Consider the following 19068-nt stretch of genomic DNA (forward strand, 5'->3'; position numbering starts at 1 on the left):
TATGGATTCAGCAACACTTGCTACAATTGTGCTTCTGGGTGGATTTGCCGTTTTAATCTTCCTGAGAATACCGGTTACTTTTTCGCTTTTGATTTCTACAATCGCCGCGGCGTTGATTCGCGACGTTAAGCTTACCGCGCTCGTGTCGCAGACGATTGCCGGCGTAAACAATTTTACGCTGCTTGCAATTCCGTTTTTTATCCTTATGGGTGAAATTATGGGTGCGGGCGGAATTTCCGATAAAATCATTGACCTTGCGAATCTGATTGTTGGTAGATTCCGGGGCGGTCTTGCTTACGTTAACTGTCTTTCGTCAATGTTCTTTGGCGGAATTTCAGGTTCTGCGGTTGCAGATGTTTCTTCGCTCGGTACGGTTGTTGTTCCGATGATGAAAAAACAGGGCTATCCGGCAGAATTTTCGGTCGGCCTTACGGTAACAACGGCTTGTCAGGGTGTTTTGATTCCTCCGAGCCACAACATGGTAATTTATACGCTTGCGGCTGGCGGCCTTGCCGTTGGTGCGTTCAGGGGACATGATGCCACGGTTGCGGCTATGTTCATGGCGGGCGTTGTTCCTGGAATTCTTTTGGGACTTGCATTAATCATTTACAGCGCGGTTATGGCTGGCCCGTTGCACTTTCCTCGTGGAATCGTGATTGGCGAGCATGACAAAGTGCGCTGGATAAAATTCGTAAAATCTGACAAAAAATTCGGCTGGACTTCAAATTCTGCGCCTTCAAACGGAAGTTCGCTCACCGGAATGGGGTCTGGAAGTTGGGGAATCCTTCATTTGCCTTTCTGCTCGCTGGAACTTGGCCAGTGCGTAAAGGTTATTGTTCATGCGATTCTTCCGATGTTCACTTTTATAATCATTTTGGGTGGCGTTACGGCTGGTATTTTTACGGCTACTGAATCTGCTGCGATTGCGTGCGTTTACACTTTCATCATAACTTATTTTGTGTTCCGCTCGGCAAAACTCCGTGACATTGGAAAGGTTTTGAAGAATTGTCTTAAGACTCTTTGTGTCGTTATGACGTTGCTTGCCTGTGCGAAGGCGTTCGCGTTTATGATGACGGACCTTAGGATTCCTTCGAAGATAACGACGGCCCTTATTTCGGTTTCTCACAACAAAATCGTTCTTCTTTTGATTATCAATCTGCTTCTTCTTGTTTTGGGTTGTTTTATGGACATGGCTCCGCTCATTATGATTATGACTCCGATTCTTGTGCCTGTAGTTACGAGCGATGTGATTGGAATGAGTCCTGTTCAGTTTGGCGTTATGCTGATTTTTAACCTTGCGGTTGGACTTTGTACTCCTCCGGTCGGTACGGCGTTGTTCTTGGGCTGCGCGATTGGAAAGACTTCTCTTGAGAGAACTTCCGTAAAAATGCTCGGAATGTTTACCGTAATGGTAATCGCGTTGCTATTGATTACGTTCGTTCCGGCGTTCTCGATGTGGCTTCCGCAACTCACTGGAACTTTGTCGTAAAACTCCCGAAAGTTCTTTGAGCGCAACTTAAATACATTATGAACTTTTGATAATGAGTTCTGTTTGTCCCCGGACTTGTTCCGGGGTTTTTCTTTTTTGACGGAATGTGTAAAATCTCGATATAAAGGTTGAGAGAGAAGGGTGAGGTGACTTATGACATACGAAGAAGTTTTGCAGAAATCAAAAGAGTTTATTGGGGCTAAGTGCAAGTCTTGCACTGTTTGTAACGGTCTTGCTTGCAAGAACATGATTCCTGGTCCTGGCTCGAAGGGCAGCGGAACTGTGGCAAACAGAAATTTTGAGGCCTGGCAGAAGATTTTTGTGAATATGGATACGATTTATGGACATGGCGAGATTGACACTTCTCTGAATCTCTTTGGGCATGTTTTTAAGTTGCCTGTTTTTGCAGGACCTGTTGGCAGCGTGAATTTTCATTACGGCGACAAGTACGACGATACCGTTTACAACGACATTTTGGTTCATGCGTGTGCGGAGAACGGAATTGCGGCTTTTACGGGCGACGGCGTGAACATTAAAGTTATGGAAGCGGCTGGCAAAATTATTAAAGATGTTGGCGGAATCGGCGTTCCGACTGTAAAACCGTGGAACTTTGAGACTATCGTTCAGAAAATGAATCTCGTAAAGGATGCGCATCCGTTTGCAATGGCGATGGACATTGACGGTGCTGGGCTTCCGTTCCTAAAAAACATGCAGCCACCTGCTGGAAGCAAATCTGTGGAAGAACTTCGCGAAATCATAAAATATGCCGAAACTCCGTTCATTGTAAAAGGAATTATGACAGTGCGCGGTGCAAAAAAAGCTGTTGAGGCTGGCGCAAGCGCAATCGTTGTTTCAAATCACGGCGGACGCGTTCTTGACGGTTGCCCGGCGACTGCAACGGTTCTTCCTGAGATTGCTGACGCTGTTGGCGACAAAGTAAAAATCATTGTTGACGGCGGAATTAGAACTGGAGTTGATGTGTTTAAGGCACTTGCACTGGGTGCTGACGCGGTGATTATTGCCCGCCCGTTCGTGAACATGGTTTATGGCGCGGAAGCCGAGGGCGTAAAAATCTTTATTGATAAATTGCAGTCAGAACTTTCCGACGCAATGGCAATGACCGGTGCGAAGTGCCTAAAAGAAATTACGCGCGACATGGTAAGGTTCAACGTGTAATCCTTAATTTTCCCCCGGAAAATCCGCCAAAAAGTGTCCTTTCCGGGAGAAGTTAATGATTACGGCAACCGCCCAAAATTCAAGAAACTATCAAAGATTTAACGAGGCTCTTATGCGACTGATCACAAAGAAACAAGTATCTGTAATTCTGGGTATTTTGATTTTTATAACCATTTTGTTTTCAAATAGAATCGTAATTGGCAATGAGTTGTATGTAAAAATCATCCCCGAAACTATATATTTTGCGTTACAACATAGGGATCTGAACAAGGAGCTGTTAAAGGAATATAAAAAAATCAAAGAAAAATACCATTATGCAAATCTTGTTTTTGCAGAAAACGGCTATATTTTATATGCAGATTTAGTTGGATATCTCAGAGTGCTAAAATATCAGAATGGTACAGTTACTGACGAAGAATATGTTCCAAAACTAACTTGTACTATTGACGGCAATTATATTGAATTCACCATTGATGATGACCTGATACGGTATGCTGATTCTTATCAGGTAGATATGTATGTTGATAATGAATACGGAGAATCTTTTCATTTGCCAGTCGGTTTTTGCCTGGGCGATTCGTGCAAAGTCATAAAAAAGACAAGTAAACAGTATGATGATTTGTCGAAGGCTGAATTCAGGGTGTCGAGAGTTTGCCGCAATGGTAAATTCTGGACAAAGGATTTTAGACTGGCTCCATTTATCTGGTGAGGGAATCGTAAAATCATGTTTTGTGGGACCTGGAAAAAACAGCAGAAATTTAGGGGCTGTCAGTTACATCAATTTCATTTCTTTGAACAAAATAATCGGAGAAATTCTGGCAAGAATCTGATGAGTGAAATCGACATTTAGGTATTTTCTTTAGGATACAAAAAAATAGATTCCGCAAAATGCGGCTCTGCTTGCCGCCGCGTTTTGCGAACACTTACAAATTAATCCACCAAAGCGACAGTTTTGCAAAGCAAAACTGTCGGGAAGCGCACAAGTTAAGTTAAAACCGAAAATCAAACTTTCTGCGTTTCTGAAAGTTGCTCGCACCGCGCGAGAGAACTCAAAATTCCAAAGTTGCTCGCGCGAGTCGAGCAACAGAACTTTCTTCACAAAAGGCGGCCTTCCTTTCCGCCGCGTTTTGTGAGCACCTGCAAGTTCCCCCACCAAAGCGACAGTTTTGCAAAGCAAAACTGTCGGGAAGCGCACAAGTTAACTTAAAATCCTAAAGTCAACTCTCCGCGCTTCCTTATTTCCACGGAAAAATAAAACTTGTGAGCGTTCTTGGTCCAAGCGTTTCGGAATCTTCTTTTAGTAGCTCGTCCCACGGAACTTCGGCACGCTTGTCGCGGTTGTTTATAAAATCAGGATCTTCGGCATTCATTTTTTCAATCCAGTCATATTTGTAAAGCCTTAAGCGCAAAGCGTTCATGCACGAAAGCGAAAGTCCGCTCAGTCCTGGGATTATTGAAAAAGTAACGATGCTTACGATGAATAAAATAATATTCAAAACGAAAACTTTTACAGAAAATCCTGCGTTGTCAAAAAATACGATGAATGATTTTTTGAGACACTTTGAAAATCCGTTGTCGCTCTGCAAAAAATAAAGCGGCACGAACCACTGCAAGGCGATTGCTGAGATTAGCACGAACCATCCCAATGCGGAGGCGAGCAAAAGCCCTACATAATTTCCGTTCGAAAAAAACATCCTGATATAGTATAGTGCACCGTTAAAAATCAGGATGAGTGTGACGGCAATCATAATTCCGAATGAAAGACCGATTTTCCAGACGTATTTGAATGAAGAAAAAAACGTGCTGAATGAAGGTGCGTCAAAATTCGCGATTTTTGCCGAATTGGCTCCGTTCATAAAACTTAAAATCCCAAGGGCGCCTGCGCCTAAAATAAGCACTGCGTATGGCAAGTAGGCATTTATTTCGATTGAGATTTTTAAGCCAAAAAAAATAATCGTTCCAAGAAGTATTGGAAGTACATTTTGCAAAAGAAGTGAGGTGGCGTTGTCCCACCCGTCACAAAAATTTTTTTTCAAAAAGAATCTGAACATGTACACAATTTACTATATTTATGCTTTTAGGAATAGGGTTTTAAAAGTTGTGGATGTTGATTTTTACTGCTTAAAAATAACTTAAAATTATCGTAAAGAAAATTGAATTTGTTAAAACGTTGAATTAGGATTAAATTGAGTTAATTTTTATTAGGGGTGTATCTATGGGTAATGACAGTAAAAAAATTAAGAGGTCAAGTCTTGTTCTTATGCTGATTTTGAGTATTGGGGCGGTGATTGTTATTCTTAATGTTTTTCAGACGACTTTTATCATCAACAAAACAATTTCCGAAGTTCATGAGTCCAACGAATCTGATTATAAAATCATGGCTGAAGGTTATGCGTTGGCGATTCAAAATACTATGGAAGCCTATTACAACAGTCTTGATACTTACGTGAACAATGATATTACCCATGCCGGTGATTTTGACGCTCTTGTTGAGTGGTGCCGAGAGCATAAAGAAGACAGGAACAAGGATTTTGACTATATTCTGCTTGCAGGCCCTGACGGCAAGGCTTTTACGGATATTGGAACAAGTACTGACATTACAGGGCGCAGTTACCATGATGCGATTATAAAAAAAGGTCTGTCCCGCTTTATAGATGATCCTGTTGTATCTAAGACTACTGGCGAGCCTGTCGTTCATGTTACGAGAGCATTACGAACGAGTGACGGGCGAACTTTTGGGCTTGTAACTGGAATTCTTAACGTAAGGCTTGTAACTGCCGTGCTAAATTCTATAAAAATCGGTAAAAGCGGCTATGCATGGCTTCTTGCAAGCGACGGTCTTGTTTTTGCACATCCCGTCACTGACTATGTTATGCAGAAAAACTTTGTGACGAATCCTTCGGCAGGGCATGAGGACATGGGGCCTGTGGCGGCTAAAATTGCGGCCGGGGAGAGCGGGGCTGCATGGGTCAACGGTCTTTACACCTTAAAGGATTTGATTGTTTACCACGGAATCAGCGGAACTTCGTGGGGGCTTGCACTCTCGATTCCTGGCGAGCAGGTTGAATCCCTTGTTTCTACGCTAAAATTCTATCTGATTCTTTTTTCTTTCCTTGTGATGATTCCGACTTTGTTAATCAGCAGCATTCTTTTGCTTCGCTCGCTAAAGCCGCTAAAACTTGTCGTGTCGGCAATTAGCGGAATTGCGAGTGGGGACGCGGACCTTACCAAGCGAATTGAATTAAAATCAGACAATGAGATTGGTTTTGTGGTAAAAGGATTCAATGAGTTTGTTGAAAAACTTCATTTGATTATAAGCGACGTAAAATCATCAAAAGAAGAGCTTGGAATCGTGGGTGAGGATTTGGCTGCCAGCACGGATGACACTGCCTCTGCTATCACTCAGATTATTGCGAATATTGACAGCATGAAGAATCACATTTTGGGGCAGAGTTCTTCCGTTGAGGAAACTGCCGGTGCCGTTAATCAGATTGCTTCGAACATCGAGAGCCTTGAGCGCATGATTGACCATCAGGCGGCGGGTGTTACTCAGGCAAGTGCTGCCGTTGAGGAGATGATTGGAAATATTTCGAGCGTCAATCAGTCCGTAGAAAAAATGGCAAGTTCGTTTGAGACTTTGCGTTCTAACACGCAGAACGGAATTATTCAGCAGCAGGCGGTTAACGAACGAATCCAGCAGATTGAGGCTCAGTCTGTAATGCTGCAGGACGCGAACACGGCGATTCAGGCTATTGCCGAGCAGACGAACCTTCTCGCGATGAATGCGGCGATTGAGGCTGCTCATGCGGGCGAGGCGGGCAAGGGATTTTCTGTTGTCGCTGACGAAATCCGTAAGCTTTCAGAAACGTCGTCGTACCAGTCAAAAACGATTGGAGACCAGCTTTCAAACATCAAGGCTTCGATTGCCGAAGTCGTTACGGCTTCTACAAGCTCGAACGCTGCTTTTGAAACTGTCGGTCGGCTCGTAAAAGAAACAGACGAACTTGTTATTCAGATTAAGAGTGCTATGCAGGAGCAAAATGAAGGTTCCATGCAGATTACGGAAGCCCTTCATTCCATGAATGACGGCACCGTTGAGGTTCGAAATGCAAGTGCTGAGATGACGGAAGGCAACAGGGCGATTCTTGAAGAAATTAAGCACTTGCAGAATGCCACAACTATGATGAAAGAAAGTATGAATGAGATGGGAATCGGAGCGAGAAAAATCAACGAAACTGGCGCGAGTCTTGGCGAACTTTCCGAACGAGTAAAAAACTCCATCGCGAAAATCGGCGCGCAGATAGACCAATTTAAGGTCTAAGAAAACGCCCTGAGTTTTGTTTTTAATCTAAAAGTTAGTTTTTGGCGTTTCCCGCGAGTTTTTCCAAGGTAAAACTCGCGCTCTGGTGGGGGAACTTGCGGGTGTTCCCGAAACGCGGCGGCAAGGAAAGCCGCGTTTCGGGAAGCTAGATTTATTGTCCGCGCCTCGCGTCCAATTTCTGTTTGGTTAAGCCGTTTGTGTGTGGGAAAATTATAAACGCTCTGAGTTTTGTTTTTAATCTAAAGATTAGTTTTTGGCGTTTCCCGCGAGTTTTTCCAAGGCAAAACTCGCGCTCTGGTGGGGGAACTTGCGGGTGTTCCCGAAACGTGACGGCAAGGAAAGTCGCGTTTCGGGAGGTCAGATTTATTGTCCGCGCCTCGCGTCCAATTTCTGTTTGGCTAATCAGCGTGCAGTTGATTAGAAAAGTCCGCTTATATTTCCGTCGTCGTCAACATCAATATTCAGGGCGGCAGGCATTTTTGGAAGGCCTGGCATTGTCATAATGTCGCCTGCAAGAACTACTACGAATCCAGCCCCGCTGTAAAGCTGAACGTCCCGAACCGGGAAAATATAATCTTTTGGCGCGCCCATGAGTTTTGGGTCGTGGCTAATCGAATTCTGCGTTTTTGCAATGCAGACCGGAAATTCCTTGTAGCCCATTTCCTCAAAATCACGGAGTTTTTTAAGAATAGCCGGCGGAATGTCAACGTCCTTTGCTCGATAAATCTGCCTTGCAATGGTTTTGATTTTGTCGGCAAGGGAAATGTTAGACTCATAAAGGTAATGAAAATTCGCCTTTCCTGAATCAGCTTCCTCCGCAACGACTTTTGCAAGTTCCACAACGCCTTCTCCGCCTTTTTCCCAGCCTTCGCACAGAACGGCCCTGGCACCTTTCTTTTCGCAGAGTTTTATGAGCAAATTGATTTCTTCAGGCGTGTCTGTTATGAACTTGTTGATTGCAACGACAGCCGGAACGCCGAATTTGGCGATATTCTCAAGATGAACCGAAAGATTTTCGAATCCTGCCTGTAGCGCGCTGATGCTTGGGCTGGATAAGTCTGCTTTTGCCATTCCTCCGTGCATTTTTAGTGCGCGCACCGTTGCAACGATTACGACGACACTCGGAGAGATTCCTGCCACCCGGCATTTTATGTCCATGAATTTTTCGGCACCCAAATCTGCTGCAAAACCGGCTTCGGTAACAACATAATCTGCCGTTGCGAGTGCGCACATCGTTGCATTGATAGAGTTAGTTCCCTGTGCAATGTTTGCGAACGGGCCTCCGTGCACGAAAACTGGATTTTTTTCCAGAGTCTGAACGAGGTTCGGGCGGATTGCATCTTTTAAAAGAGCTGCGATTGCGCCGGTGCATTTTAACTCGCCGAATTTTACGGGGCGTTTGTCGAAGGTCTGTGCAATCGTTATGCTGTCGAGTCGTTTTTTTAAGTCAGAAATTGATGTTGAAAGACAGACGATTGCCATGAGTTCCGAAGCAACCGAAATGCAGAAGTGGTCTTCTCGCGGAACTCCGTTCGTTTTGCCGCCCAGACCAATCGTAATGTTTCTGAGCGCGCGGTCGTTCAAATCCACGACACGTTTCCATGTGATTGTGCGCGGGTCTATTCCGAGCAAGTTTGCCTGCTGAATGTGATTGTCTATTAATGCCGAAATCAAATTGTTCGCGATTGAGATTGCGTGAATGTCACCGGTAAAATGCAAGTTGATTTCTTCCATCGGTACGATTTGTGCGTATCCGCCGCCACAAGCACCGCCTTTTACGCCAAAGCAAGGCCCCAGCGACGGCTCTCTGAGCGCGATAACGGCTTTTTTTCCGATTTTGTTGAGTCCGTCTCCCAATCCGATTGAGACGGTAGATTTGCCTTCGCCGGCAGGAGTAGGGGTTACGGCCGTGGTAAGAATCAGCTTGCCGCGTGTGGAAGGATTGGAGGCTTTTTTTTGCAGCGCGCGAAGCTCCGCGAACGTGATTTTTGCCTTGTACTTTCCGTAGGAATCCAAAGAATCCTCGGTAATTCCGATTTTTGAAGCGACTTCCTTAATAGGAATCATTACGTTTTTTTGTGCGATTTCAATGTCAGAAAGCATTCTAGCCCCCTAAAAGTTTTTTCACTGTTGATTTTAATTGATTTTTTAACTGAGTTCTAGGGAATGTCAGAAAATTCTATAGCGTTCATCTGCGTCAAAAACTTGAGAATATGTCAGGTATACCGCATTAGGAGCAAACTGACTAAAAAAATTGTCGGAACGATGGTAGTGCAGACAATTTTTTTACACCTGTAAGTTTATAATGCGGAATCCCTGGTGAATCTGCCGTCAAGACTTCGAAAAACGATTCATTTTTGATATACTCGCTCTATGTCCTATTCAGTTTCTTCTGTTCTTTCGTTGATTTCAAAAATCCACTCTGCCTCTGCTGATTTTTTGCGCACCCGCATGAACGAACGCGGACTTCCAGATTTTGACACTTCCCACGGATTTATTTTGTTCGTGCTTTCAAAATACAAATGCATGACTTTTGGCGAGATTTCCGAAAAAATCAACCGCGACAAATCCACAACTACGGTTCTGGTAAAAAAACTTGAAAAGTCCGGGCTGGTGGAAATCAAAAAATGCGAGAAAGATAATAGAAGAAAATTCGTTTCACTTACCGAAAAAGGCGAAGAATACAATTGTGTTACGGAAAAACTTTCCCGTGAATTGCTGGAAACTTCGTACAAAAACTTTTCCGACGCAGAAAAAAACACTCTCCTGAATCTTTTAGAAAAACTGTACGAGAACATTCTCTACTAACTTCCTTTTTTTTGAAATGTCGCAGCGGACGACCCATAGATTTTTATGCTTGCAAGTTTATAATGCTGAATCCATGATTGTCCCTTGCAAACTCTTCAATAAATTGCAACAATTTGCAATAATATTCAAAGTTGCTTCTAAAACTGAATTGTTTTGAAGTTTCCTATCGTAAGATTTTTTTTAAGAGGAAGATTATGTCACGAAGACGCGTAGTAATTACTGGAATGGGAGTTATTTCTCCAGTCGGAAACAATGTGAACGATGCTTGGGAAAGCGTTAAGAACGGAAAGTGCGGAATTGATAAAATCACTTTGTTTGACACATCAAGACTTCCTGTAAAAATTGCAGGTGAAGTAAAAGATTTTGATATTGAAAAATCAGGAGTAGAAAAAAAAGCTGCCCGCCAGAAGGCTCGCTTTACGCAGTTCTGTCTCGCGGCTTCTGCACAGGCTGTTAGCGACGCGGGCTACACAAAAGAAACTCTTGCCGGTGAAAAAGCTGGTGTGTTGGTCGGATGCTGCTTGGGCGGAATGGACGTTATGGGCGAGGCTTTCGGCAAAGTTGACGACCCGTCTGCAGGCCCGGACAGAATGCCGCCTCTCACAACGCCAATGATGATTACAAACGAGGCTGCCGCAAACGTAAGCATTTATTTTGGTTTGCAGGGAATCAGCTGGGCTTTGAACACGGCTTGTGCTTCTGGAAGTGACGCAATCGGTCTTGCAGCCGAAATGATTCGTTCCGGCCGCTGTGACCTTTGTCTTTCTGGCGGTGCTGAGGCTGCCGTTACAGAATTCGCGGTCGCTTCGTTCGTAAAACTTCATGCACTTGCTTCAAAGTACAACGACACTCCTCAAAAAGCCAGCCGTCCGTTCGACCGTGACCGCGACGGATTTATTCTTGCGGAAGGCTCTTCAATGTTCATGCTTGAGGAATTGGAGCACGCTAAAAAACGTGGCGCAAAAATTTATGCCGAAATCGCGGGTTACGGCTCTAGCTGCGACGCTTATCACATTACTGCTCCGCTCAAAGACGGAAGCGGTGCTGCTCTTGCTGTAAAAGAAGCTCTCTTGGACGCGGGCATGAAGCCAGAAGAAATTCAGTATTACAACGCTCACGGAACTTCAACACATGCGAATGATTCTGGCGAGACTGCAATGCTCAAAATCGCATTCGGCGAACATGCAAAAAATCTGCACATCTCTTCAACAAAATCAATGACAGGCCACCTTGTAGGTGCTGCCGGCGCAATCGAAGCGATGTTCTGCGTAAAAGCAATCAACGAAGGTTTTGTTCCTCCAACAATCAATCTTGAGAATCAGGACATCGAAGGTGGATGCGACCTTAACTACACTCCAAATGTAGGCGTAAAAACACAAATCGACGCTGCCGCATCAGCTTCACTTGGTTTTGGCGGACACAACGGCTGTCTTATCATCAAAAAATATCAGGACTAATTCTATTAACCTGTTAAAAGTTAAGTTTGATGCATAAGCTTTGACACAGATTAACACAGATGAAACAAAAAATTCGTGTGCGTCTGTGTCAGAAAATTATAGATTCCGATTCTAGTTTCAAATCTCGACATTTGACCTATGAATCAATTGAGGCAAAAAAATGCGTTTTATAAAGCAATTCGCTATTATCATGGCGATTTCTTTTATTGGCGAAATCTTGAACTATTTTATTCCGCTGCCGGTGCCTGCAAGCATTTACGGACTTGTGCTCATGTTCCTGGCGTTAAAGTTCAAGATTTTTAAGGTTAGTTCCGTAAAAGATGCGGGAGGATTTTTGCTTGACGTAATGCCGCTCATGTTTGTTCCGCCTGTAATCGCAATTTTGGACAACCTTGAAGTTTTAAAGGCAAACTGGTGGAAATTCCTCGTGGTTGGTGTGATTTCCACTGTTCTTGTTATGGTCGTGACTGGGCTTGTAACTCAGTGGATTATCCGTTTGGAAAATAAAATAAAAAATGGCGGAGAACGTCATGGAGATTCTGTAAAAAAATGAAAGAATTTTTTGAATCAACAATGTTTTTCGGAACGATTCTTACGCTCGTAACTTACGGAATCGGTCTGCTTTGCAAAAAGCATTTAAAACTTGCGATTTTTAATCCGCTTTTGATTTCTATAATACTTTCGGTTCTGTTCGTGGCGATTTTTAAAATCGACGTAAAAAAATACAACGAAAGCACCGAAATCTTTACGTACTTTCTGACTCCTTCAACGGTTTGTCTTGCAATACCGCTTTACGAGCAGTTTGAGAAGCTAAAGAACAACTGGAAGGCGATTCTTGGGGGAATCATCGCGGGAACCTTAACGAGCCTTGCGCTGATTTTTGTTTCCGTGCTGATTTTTAAGTTTTCGCACACCGAATACGTTTCAATGCTCCCAAAATCGATTACGACCGCAATCGGAATTGCCGTGGCGAACCAGTACGCAGGAATTGTTGGCCTTACGGTCGTGATGATTTGCATTGCGGGAGTTACGGGCAACGTCTTCTGTGAAGTGATTCTTCGGATTTTTAAGATTACCGAACCTGTGGCAAAGGGCGTTGCAATCGGAACTTCGAGCCACGCGCTCGGAACTACAAAAGCTATTCAGATTGGCGACGTTGAGGGCGCGATGAGCGGACTTTCAATCGCTGTTGCGGGGCTTTTGACTGTAGTTCTTGCAAGCTTTTTTGTTCAGTTCGCCTGATTTTGATTCTTTTTTAGCTCGGTAATTTCTTCTCCCGTGATTGGTGCCGAGTAATAATAGCCTTGGATGTAGTCGCAGCGGATTTTTTTGAGTTTTTCGCATTGCCACTGCTGCTCTACACCCTCGACTGTAAGTTCCATTCCCAAATCGTGAACGAGTTTTACGATGTTTTTTATAAAACTGTCTTTTCCTTCAATCAGATAATTGTCTACAAGCGATTTGTCGATTTTGACTTTGCTCACTGGCAGATAAGTAAGATAACTCAAACTTGAATAGCCTGTTCCAAAATCATCCAATGCAAGTGCAACCCCGATTTTTGAAAGTTCATTAAAAAGTTTTCGGGCAAGCGAAGAATTTCCCATAAAAAGATTTTCCGTCACTTCGAGTTCTACCAAAGCCGAAGAAATTTCGTATTTTTCGAGAAGTGATTTTAAAAATCCCACGTATTCGGTGTCGATGAGCTGTCCGCTCGAATAGTTTATCGAGACTTTTTTTAGCTCAATTCCTTGTTTTCTCCACTCCGCCATTTGGGCGATGACTTTTTCGGTTACGATTCGCCCGATTGTCATAATGTAGCCGCTTTCTTCTGCAACGGGAATAAATTCGTTCGGCGAAAGCGGATTGCCTTCCAGTCGCACGAGGGCTTCGTAGCTGTGAATTTCGCCAGTTTCTGCATCGATTTGCGGCTGATATTTAATCAAAAATCCGTCGTTTTTGAGTGCACTTTCTAGAATCTTTGCGATTTCGTTTTTGGCGGTTATGGCTTTTTTCATGTCTGGATGAAAGAAAAGCGTTTTGTTTTTTCCCTGTTTTTTGGCCTCGTTCAGTGCCATGTCCGAATTTCCGAGCATTTCTGAAAGCTGGATTCCTTCGATGTATTGCGCGATTCCGCCGGTAAACTTAATGTTCAGCTTTATGTTTTTGTATTCGACTGGCTGCGCCAATGTTCTTTGTATTGTTTCGAGCGCAGTTCCGCCTTCTGTAAGATAAGAATTCTTGTAAAGAAGCACGAATTCGTCTCCGCCGTATCGGGCAACGAAGCAGTCCATTTTTTCAGCAAGAAAATTGAGTCTGTTTGAAAATTCCTTAAGAATAAAATCTCCGCATTCATGATTGTAAAAATCGTTGATGTTCTTAAAATTATCAATGTCAATCATGTACACGCTGAATTTAGTTTTTTTGTTTATAAGTTTGTTGATTTCTTCAACAGCCGACATTCTGTTCGGAAGCATCGTAAGGTAGTCATTTTCGCTGAGCTTCCGCATTTTTTCTTCGGACGTTTTTAACTGTATGTTTTTGCGTTCAATAACTCTGTTCCGAATGTTTATGAGCATTTGCGTGCGTCTGAGATTCATGTAATTCTTTATTGTCAGAATCAAGAGAATCAGGAGTGCCGAAAGGAAGAAAAATAATGTAAGAATGACATTTGAATTTTTCTGCCAATATGAATTGCAATTTACGAATTCCGAATCTTTTGGGAGTTTTCTTTTTGAAAGATGAAGTTTTTTTAGGATTTTGTAATCAAAAAAGAACTTTCCGTCCACATCGTAAATTACGCGCTGCTCAGGCATTCTTTCGTGGAGAATTATGTCCACCGCCATTTGCGCGGCCAATTCGCCTAATTTTTGATGGTTGAATATTTTTCCGCCAAAAACGCCGCTTCCGATTCCGCCGATTGAAGTTCTGTAAATCGGAAGTTTGTTTGTGTGCTTTACGATAAAATTTATTGCGTCGTACAGACTGTAAATATTGTCATCTCCGTCGTTGGAAAAGCTCAGGAACAAAAGAATCGTGTTTTCGTCGAGCGTTTCCAAAAAATTTCCCAGTTCAGATTTTGCGCAGTTTGAAGTGCACATTGGAATCAGATTTATGTTCGGAAAGTTTTTTTGCTGCTCAAGAAACTGTTTTCCCTCTCCGAGTCCTGTTGGGCTGTCGTCAAAAAGTGCCACGACTTGCTTTGCCGAAGGATTGTGTTTTAGGGCAACTTCAAGTGTTTCTTTTATGAAAAGTTTTTCTACAATGCCCATGTTTCTGGGATTTTTTTCGACTTGTTCTGCAAACGAAATGTCGTTCAGCCCCATAAAAATCAGCGGAACGTCCTTAAAAAATTCCTCCCGGTGTTTTTCTGCGAACAAAAATGCCGAGTCGCCGCCCAAAATAACGGTGTCGTATTTTTTATGGTTGGAGAGTTTGTATTTTAGGCTTGTGTAAAAATGCATCTGGTTTTCGGTGCTTTTGTAGTTCTGCATGTCCATAAAAAGCACGTCCAGCTGAATTTTGTTTTTTGAGAGAATCTTTTTAAGTCCGGCGATTTCGTGAATTAATGGAGGAAAAACCGAATCGAAGGAACTTATGAAAAGCACTTTTTTTTCTGAAAAAGTAACGTATTCGTTTACCGGAAAAATTACCTGAGTATTTGCCTTTTTTTTGTTCTGCCGGTAATTATTCATGAGCGTGAAAAATCCAAAGAAAAGTCCTGCAACTGCAAGAATGATAAAAAAAATGTTCAGGAAAAAGCTTTTATTTTTTTTCATCTATTATTTTTCTCCAAATTTTTCAATAAATTGCCAATATTGTTAGGTCGAATGTCGAGTTTTTTAAGTCAATGTAACAAAATGCATCCGCTACCAGAAAAGCGCATCTGTCGCGCCAAGCCGAAGGTAACAGGAATCCGACTGTACTCGCTTGCGAACCTTCAGAAATCCATTGCTCAGTTTTGCTCTGCAAAAGTGAGCGGAACGGCGAAACAAATTTTCGCGAACTTGGTACAACTAATAACAATCAACCGTCATTCCGAACTCGTTTGGAATCTTTGTTTTGGGATTCTGAGACGAACTCAGAATGACCAGTTATTTAGTCTTTCTCTTTCTAGACTTGCGATAGTTTCGATTCTGCTCAACCACCGCAAGTGCCCTGAAGCGACCTACTCAGTTTTGCCTGCAAAACTGATAAGAACGACGAAACCAATTTTTAGCGTAGCCTAGTTAACTTGCTGTCGTTCTTTTTTTCTGGCTCGAATGGCTTTATAAAGTTTTCGCACTTGTATTCAGCGTCTTCTTTTGCACAGACAATCCTTTTGTAAACTTCAAGGATTTGTTTTCGCTTTGCTTTTGAAGAATTGTTGAATAACTGAATTTCAAACTCAATAATCAGTGTTGATTCCGTAACCTCCTTGTTGAACCAACGAATTTTGTTAAATTCGTTTACGCCTGCAAGAAGCCATGCGTCAGTGGATTCAAGAAGTTTTTTGAGAATGATGTATTCGTCCTTTTCTGCGTGCTTCGTAGTCGGTTTTGCGACGAACTTAGGCTGCGCGCCGGAAGCAAGAATGAACATTCTCTCAAAGAAGTTGTATGTGGCTCCGCTACCGGTTGACGCAGTTTTGAGGAATTCCGAAATCTTTCGGAAAAGACTCCATTTTCGTGCAAATCCACGTTCCGCCTGTGTTGCGAGCATTGCGAAGATGATTGCAAAGAGAACGCCTTCCTGCTGTGTCTCAAGCGCGCTTGCAAGGAATCTGTCCGCAGAAACAACTTCGATTTTGTTCACTCGCTCTTTTTTTTCGGCTAAAACCCGCACAGATTTTGAAAGTTTTACGATTGCGCTGAGTTTTCGCTTGAATGCGGCAAGCTGTTTTTCCGCTGGCGGCAATTTTTTTGGCTTGCGTTTTGATTTTTCTTTTTGCAATTCGTCTAACGCGAAGCTTTCAGCCAGTTTGTAGAATGCGAGCAATGGCTCCGCCACGGCTTCAAAAATAGTTTTTGCAGAGGCCCGCTTGATTTTTTGCTTGCGAAGTTCCTTTGTAGACAGGGTGAGCGAATGGACAGCCGACTCAAATTCTTCGGTAAAGATTTTTGCGAATGCGGCGTAAAGCTCTTTGTAGTTGAGTTCCTGCCATGCAATCTCCAAATCAGGGATTCCTCGTCCGTCCAAAAAGTCGCAGAGAGTTTTTAATTTTCCGTCAGTGTCTTTTTCCTGTCTGAATTCCATGAGAATTTGTGTTTCAAAGCCGTTCAGACCGATGAACATTCCTTTTTCGTGGATTTCTGACGTTTTTCTGATGAACCAGAGGTTTGAGCGTTGTTCTTTAAAAATCACGTACCAGTCATTTTCTGGCGAAAGTCCCAGGCCTTGTGCGATTGTCCGCGTGACGAGTTTTTTGTCGTTGTCGCCGCTTCCTGTTTTTACGGCATACGGGCAGGATTCTTTTATCCATCCGTGGGCGCGTTCGTATTTGTTGTTGTAGAAAACTACGCTGTATTCCGAGCCTGAGCGGTTTGAATATGCGAAGATGTTCTCGTTTACGGTTCCGTTGTCCCAGACGTCGTAGAAAAGGAAGTCTTCTACGCCCGCAAAGAGATAGCGTTTGTGCAGGAGCGGGAAGATTTCGCGTCTGTGGCGTTCCATAAGGTATTGGTCTGGAGTTTCGTCTTTGTAAGCCCGCGTGTATTCCATTCCGTATTTTTCTTCGAATCCTTCGAGCTGACCGTGACCGAACATCGGAAGTCCTGGCATTGTGCTCATGAGCGTGCAAACGCCAAAATATTTGTCGCCCTTTCCGAATTGGGCAACAGCCGTTTCTTCGTCAGGATTGTTCATAAAGTTCACGTAGCGTTTTAGAACTTGCGGGTCAAACTGAATCGTATTTTTTACCGTCGCACGGTATTTGTAGTTTTCCTCTTTTTTGAGCATGTTCATAAATGCCGAGTTGTAAACGCGGTGCATTCCGAGCGTGCGGGTAAAATATCCTTCCATCATCCAGAATGCTTCTGCCAAAAGTAATGTGTCCGGCACTTCGCGGGCAACGCGGTCTACGACTTCGCGCCAGAATTCCTGCGGAATCGCGTCCTCAAACTGTTTTGAGTTCATTGCGAATTCCGAGCGGGTGGCAATGTCGCCGCCTTTTCCTGGTTCAGGATACCAAAGCCTTTTTATGTGTTTTTTTGCAAGAACCATTGCCGCGTCAAATCGGATAATCGGAAAGTTTCTTGCCACCTGCAAGATTTTTTGCATTACGGCTTCGCGGGCTTCTGGATTCAAAAAGTCAATTTGCGCCGTGTCGTTCCAAGGCATTCCAGTTCCGTCGTTTCCGTGGTAAATGTAACGTGTGTCACCGTTCGAAGTGTCAACCCGCTTAAAAACTACTGCGCAGTCATTTTTTGAGTAATAGTGGTCTTCGAGGTAAATTGCGACACGGTTGTCGTGGCTCAGATTCGGGCCGTTGAACGTGTACTGCGGGAACGGATTGTCCCGTCGCTGAACGAACAAATCTGGCCGCTCAACGACCCATTTTGCGTCCATTCCAGTGTGATTTGGAACCATGTCGCTTGCAAGCCTGATTCCGCGTTGCCAGAGCCGTGTCCTAAGACTTTCGAGTGCCTGCCAGCCGCCGAGGTTCTGCGCGATTTCGTAGTCGTCAAGGGAATAGGCACTTGCGGCCGCTTCTGGGTTTCCGCAAATCTGTTTAATCGTGCGGCTCGCGTTTGAGCGTTCCCAAAGCCCGATGAGCCAAAGGCCTGTAAATCCTTCGTCACGGAGTGCATCGAGTTCCTGGTCTGGGATTTGGTCAAGGCGATGAATGTCTCGGTTGTATTTTTTTGAGAGCTGGAAAAGCCAGACCAAAACTGTTTTTGCCATGAGAACGACTTTTGGCATCCAGTCTGAGTCCGCGCTGAACCGTTCGTATTCTCTCATCAAATAATCGTAGTTCGGAGGAGACATGTCCGGGCTTCCGCCGTTTGTCGGGTGCCACTCAGGTTTCCATTCTTCATTCAAAATGTCGATTCCGCCAAAAAGTCGCTTTAGCCAGTAATCTTCGCCTTCTCCGTCGCCAGGCAAGAAAAGCTCCGCCCAGTGCAGTCGAACGTAATCGAGCTGCTGCTGAATGTTGTCCGGTGCAAAGAGAATTGGCTCGCGCAAAAACGAAATCAAATCGTGACCGAAAGTTCCCCAGTACGGGAGCTTTTTAAAATATGACTGAATGTGTTCCCAAACTTTTTTGTAGAGCGGATTTTCATTCAAGTTTGTGTCGTCAAAAAGAAGTTTGAATGGCTTGAAGGCCGGATTTTCGTTGTCAAGGTTGAGCATCACCATTTCTTCAAGAGTCTGCTCACGGTTCGTTCGGATTCTTCCAGTTTTTCGTTCCGTCATTTCCGTGTTCAGATATTCCTGAATCGAACACTCGCCCTTGTAAACTGCCGTTGGAGGAAATTCCTCGCAGAATTGCACGAGGATTTTTTCGATTTTGTCAGCACCGAATTCGTTTTGCAGTTCCGAAAGAAGATTTTTGAATGCGTCAGGACATTTGTGCCGTCTGTAAATGTAGCATGCAAGATGGAAGATTTCGTCGAGCAAGCCCATTGCGTTCAGCGTTCCTGCCGAAATCTGTTTTTCGCTTTCGCCTCTGTTCGATAAAAATTTGTTGAATTTTACGGCAAATGCGCGAACTGCCCCGATGTTTGCAAGAATGACATTTCCGCTTGACTGGTAAAGTTCAGTTGAAAAATTGCAGGCATCGCGTACTGTTTTGGCAATATGAAATTCATTGTACGAATACTGACGACTAAAATCCATTT

General features: G+C 43.7%; 12 protein-coding genes. 8 read left to right on the plus strand and 4 right to left on the minus strand.

Annotated features, from left to right (window positions below):
- The first annotated feature begins 1 nt into the window (after nucleotide 1).
- From JI65_RS02850 to JI65_RS02860, 3 genes are all read left to right on the plus strand, one after another.
- Nucleotides 2-1489, plus strand: a complete 1488-nt coding sequence (locus JI65_RS02850) for a TRAP transporter large permease (protein WP_191013868.1) — start codon at nucleotides 2-4, stop codon at nucleotides 1487-1489.
- A 153-nt stretch (nucleotides 1490-1642) separates the two neighbouring features.
- The gene (locus tag JI65_RS02855; RefSeq protein WP_191013869.1) at nucleotides 1643-2665 is read left to right on the plus strand and encodes an alpha-hydroxy-acid oxidizing protein; all 1023 of its coding nucleotides are present in this window, start codon (nucleotides 1643-1645) and stop codon (nucleotides 2663-2665) included.
- Between the two features lie 112 nt (nucleotides 2666-2777).
- Nucleotides 2778-3374, plus strand: coding sequence for a hypothetical protein (locus tag JI65_RS02860; RefSeq protein WP_191013870.1), 597 nt, complete (start codon nucleotides 2778-2780; stop codon nucleotides 3372-3374).
- A gap of 526 nt (nucleotides 3375-3900) precedes the next feature.
- Here the strand turns inward: JI65_RS02860 and JI65_RS02865 are convergent.
- Complete coding sequence (locus JI65_RS02865) at nucleotides 3901-4701, minus strand: hypothetical protein (RefSeq protein ID WP_191013871.1); 801 nt, start codon at nucleotides 4699-4701, stop codon at nucleotides 3901-3903.
- Nucleotides 4702-4880: 179 nt separating this feature from the next.
- Here JI65_RS02865 and JI65_RS02870 point away from each other — a divergent pair, with 179 nt between their 5' ends.
- Complete coding sequence (locus JI65_RS02870; RefSeq protein ID WP_191013872.1) at nucleotides 4881-6986, plus strand: methyl-accepting chemotaxis protein; 2106 nt, start codon at nucleotides 4881-4883, stop codon at nucleotides 6984-6986.
- 417 nt (nucleotides 6987-7403) lie between these two features.
- Here JI65_RS02870 and JI65_RS02875 read toward each other — a convergent pair whose 3' ends face one another.
- A complete protein-coding gene (locus JI65_RS02875) occupies nucleotides 7404-9089 on the minus strand; it encodes a formate--tetrahydrofolate ligase (protein WP_191013873.1) in 1686 nt (561 codons plus the stop codon).
- 270 nt (nucleotides 9090-9359) lie between these two features.
- Here JI65_RS02875 and JI65_RS02880 point away from each other — a divergent pair, with 270 nt between their 5' ends.
- The 4 genes from JI65_RS02880 (at nucleotide 9360) to JI65_RS02895 (ending at nucleotide 12493) form a co-directional block, all read left to right on the plus strand.
- On the plus strand, nucleotides 9360-9794 hold the full coding sequence (locus tag JI65_RS02880) for a MarR family winged helix-turn-helix transcriptional regulator (protein ID WP_191013874.1): 435 nt from the start codon (nucleotides 9360-9362) through the stop codon (nucleotides 9792-9794).
- A gap of 194 nt (nucleotides 9795-9988) precedes the next feature.
- A complete protein-coding gene (gene fabF / locus JI65_RS02885; protein ID WP_191013875.1) occupies nucleotides 9989-11251 on the plus strand; it encodes a beta-ketoacyl-ACP synthase II in 1263 nt (420 codons plus the stop codon).
- 160 nt (nucleotides 11252-11411) lie between these two features.
- Complete coding sequence (locus JI65_RS02890; protein ID WP_191013876.1) at nucleotides 11412-11804, plus strand: CidA/LrgA family protein; 393 nt, start codon at nucleotides 11412-11414, stop codon at nucleotides 11802-11804.
- Nucleotides 11801-12493, plus strand: a complete 693-nt coding sequence (locus tag JI65_RS02895) for an LrgB family protein (RefSeq protein WP_191013877.1) — start codon at nucleotides 11801-11803, stop codon at nucleotides 12491-12493. Before JI65_RS02890 ends, JI65_RS02895 begins: the two co-directional genes overlap by 4 nt.
- Here the strand turns inward: JI65_RS02895 and JI65_RS02900 are convergent.
- Together JI65_RS02900 and JI65_RS02905 are read right to left on the minus strand one after the other, a co-directional pair.
- Nucleotides 12481-15027 carry a GGDEF and EAL domain-containing protein gene (locus tag JI65_RS02900; protein WP_191013878.1) on the minus strand — a complete coding sequence of 849 codons (2547 nt, stop codon included), beginning with the start codon at nucleotides 15025-15027 and terminating at the stop codon, nucleotides 12481-12483. The genes JI65_RS02895 and JI65_RS02900 overlap by 13 nt on opposite strands.
- Before the next feature lie 436 nt (nucleotides 15028-15463).
- Complete coding sequence (locus JI65_RS02905; protein ID WP_191013879.1) at nucleotides 15464-19066, minus strand: alpha-amylase family glycosyl hydrolase; 3603 nt, start codon at nucleotides 19064-19066, stop codon at nucleotides 15464-15466.
- Nucleotides 19067-19068: the final 2 nt, after the last annotated feature.

Origin of the sequence: Treponema zioleckii (assembly GCF_014737315.1) — a bacterium.
Lineage (GTDB): Bacteria > Spirochaetota > Spirochaetia > Treponematales > Treponemataceae > Treponema_D > Treponema_D zioleckii.